Source organism: Cetobacterium sp. (assembly GCF_048470075.1).
GTDB lineage: Bacteria > Fusobacteriota > Fusobacteriia > Fusobacteriales > Fusobacteriaceae > Cetobacterium_A.
This window is the reverse complement of the sequence record NZ_DBGBQB010000136.1, coordinates 1-2,540: the sequence shown is the minus strand read 5'-3', so window position 1 is coordinate 2,540 and position 2,540 is coordinate 1. Positions and strand designations below refer to the sequence as shown.

The window sequence follows — 2,540 nt, the reverse complement described above, 5'->3', positions numbered from 1 at the left end:
GTATAGCAGAAGCATTGTTAAGTTTATTCTTCATCTATTTAAAGATAGAGAGTTTGTAAATACATTTCAAGGACTATAAGGGAGGTTTAAATGAAGGGAATTATATTAGCAGGGGGATCAGGAACAAGACTTTATCCAGTAACAAAAGCAATTAGTAAACAGATTACACCAATTTATGATAAGCCGCTTATCTATTATCCACTATCTGTTTTAATGTTAGCAGGAATTAAGGATATTTTAATAATATCAACACCTAGAGATATAGGAACTTTTGAGGAACTGTTAGGCAGTGGAAAAAATTTAGGATTAAAAATAGAGTATGCAATTCAAGATGAACCGAACGGTCTTGCAGAAGCCTTTATTATAGGGGAAAACTTTATAGGAAATGACGCATGTGCTCTAGTTCTAGGAGATAATATGTTCTATGGACACGGACTTACAGGAATAGTTAGAGAAGCAGCAAAAAGAGATAAAGGTGCAACAATATTTGGATACTATGTAAATAATCCAAAAGCATTTGGTGTAGTAGAGTTTGATGAGAATGGAAAGGCAATCTCTTTAGAGGAAAAACCAGAATATCCAAAGTCAAACTTTGCAATTCCAGGGCTATATTTCTATGATAGTAGTGTAGTTGAGAAGGCTAAAAGGGTTAAACCATCTCATAGAGGCGAGTTAGAGATAACAACACTAAATGAGATGTATTTAAATGAGGAAACACTTAATGTATTAAGTCTTGGTAGAGGAATGGCATGGTTAGATACAGGAACTCATGATGGACTTTTAGAAGCATCAAACTTTGTAAAAACTATTCAAAGTAGACAGGGAGTAATGGTAGCCTGTTTAGAGGAGATTGCATATAAAAATGGATGGATATCTAAAGAAAAGGTGGAGGAGCTAGCAAAACCATTACTGAAATCACATTATGGAGAATACTTAATAAATCTAATAAAGGAGTAATCATGAGTAAATTTAAAAGAGTTGAAACGGGAATAAAGGATTTAATAGTAATAGAACCCACTGTATTTGGAGACAATAGAGGATTTTTTATGGAGAGTTACTCTAAAAAAGATTTCTTTGAAATTGGAATAGAGGCAGAATTTGTCCAAGATAATCACTCTAAATCTAAAAAAGGTGTGTTAAGAGGGCTTCATTTTCAAACAAAACATGCTCAAGGAAAGTTAGTTAGAGTTACAGCTGGAGCTGTTTTAGATGTAGCTGTGGACCTTAGAAAAGATAGCTCTACTTTTGGAAGATATTTTTTAGTAGAATTGACAGCTGATAATAAAAAGATGTTCTATATTCCACCGGGATTTGCACATGGATTTTTAACGCTAGAGGACAATACAGAGTTTCAATATAAGTGTACAGACTACTATGCACCAGAGTTTGATTCAGGAGTGTTATGGAATGATAGTGATATAGCTATAGACTGGAATTTTGAAAAGTATGGGCTATCAGTAGATGAGATTTTACTTTCTGATAAAGATAGAAAACAGCAAACGCTAAAAGAGTTTATTGAAAGTGGAGTGGTAATAGGATGATATTGATTACTGGAGCTAATGGACAATTAGGATATGACTTTCAAAGAATATTTAAAGATAAAAATATAGACTTTATAGCAACGGATTATAAAGAGTTAGATATTACAGATATAGATGCAGTAAGAGAATTTGTAAAAGATAAAAATATAAATCTTATTATAAATTGTGCGGCATATAACAATGTAGATAAGGCAGAGGAAGAGAGGGAGATATGCTACAAGTTAAACGCTTATGCTCCAAGAGATTTAGCAATAGTTGCAAAAGAGATAGGAGCAGACTATGCTACATACTCCACAGATTTTGTTTTTAATGGAAACAAAAAAACTCCTTATACAGAGGAGGATTCAGTTTCTCCACTTTCAGTGTACTCAGAAGCTAAAGCAGAGGGAGAGAAGTTAGTACTAGAAGCTTATGATAAAAGTTTTGTAATAAGAACATCATGGGTATTTGGTATAGCAAATAATAACTTTAATAGACAGGTTATAAATTGGAGTAAATCAAGAGATATACTTGGAATAGTTGATGACCAAGTATCAGTTCCAACATACTCATATGACTTAGCCCTATACTCTTTAAAATTAATAGAGACTAAAAACTATGGGTTATATCATCTGAGTAATAGTGGAGTAGCTTCAAAATATGATCAAGCAAAGTATGTTTTAGAGTCTATAGGATGGAAAGGAACTCTAAATAGAGCTAAAAGTAGTGATTTTATACTTCCTGCTAAAAGAGCTGAATATTCAAAGCTAGATAGTAGTAAATTAGAAGCAGTTATAGGAGAAAAAATTTCAACTTGGGAAAGTGGAATAGATAGATTTTTAAATGAGATAAAAGAGAAGGGGGAACTATAATGAAAAGTTATTTAGTAACAGGTGGAGCAGGATTTATTGGTGCAAATTTTGTTAAATATATGTTGGAAAAACATGACAATATAAAATTAGTTGTATTAGATAAACTAACTTATGCAGGAAATTTAGGAACTATTAGAGAGGAACTAAA

Annotated in this window: 4 protein-coding genes; all 4 read left to right on the top strand. The window is 32.3% G+C overall.

The window, feature by feature from the left end; all coding sequences use genetic code 11:
• The first annotated feature begins 90 nt into the window (after positions 1 to 90).
• Positions 91 to 957 (top strand): glucose-1-phosphate thymidylyltransferase RfbA, encoded by an 867-nt coding sequence (rfbA, locus tag ACMOUI_RS04805; RefSeq protein ID WP_418964600.1) that lies wholly within the window; start codon positions 91 to 93, stop codon positions 955 to 957.
• 2 nt (positions 958 to 959) lie between these two features.
• On the top strand, positions 960 to 1,541 hold the full coding sequence (gene rfbC, locus ACMOUI_RS04800; RefSeq protein WP_418964599.1) for a dTDP-4-dehydrorhamnose 3,5-epimerase: 582 nt from the start codon (positions 960 to 962) through the stop codon (positions 1,539 to 1,541).
• The gene (gene rfbD, locus ACMOUI_RS04795) at positions 1,538 to 2,392 is read left to right on the top strand and encodes a dTDP-4-dehydrorhamnose reductase (protein ID WP_418964598.1); all 855 of its coding nucleotides are present in this window, start codon (positions 1,538 to 1,540) and stop codon (positions 2,390 to 2,392) included. The genes rfbC and rfbD overlap by 4 nt, the downstream gene beginning before the upstream one ends.
• The coding region (locus tag ACMOUI_RS04790; protein WP_418964601.1) for a GDP-mannose 4,6-dehydratase at positions 2,392 to 2,540 on the top strand (149 nt) is incomplete at its 3' end. The genes rfbD and ACMOUI_RS04790, both read left to right, overlap by 1 nt.

Coding starts and splice junctions, on each gene's coding strand:
- rfbA (WP_418964600.1), top strand. CDS start 91: ATGAAGGGAATTATATTAGCAGGGGGATCAGGAACAAGACTTTATCCA.
- rfbC (WP_418964599.1), top strand. CDS start 960: ATGAGTAAATTTAAAAGAGTTGAAACGGGAATAAAGGATTTAATAGTA.
- rfbD (WP_418964598.1), top strand. CDS start 1,538: ATGATATTGATTACTGGAGCTAATGGACAATTAGGATATGACTTTCAA.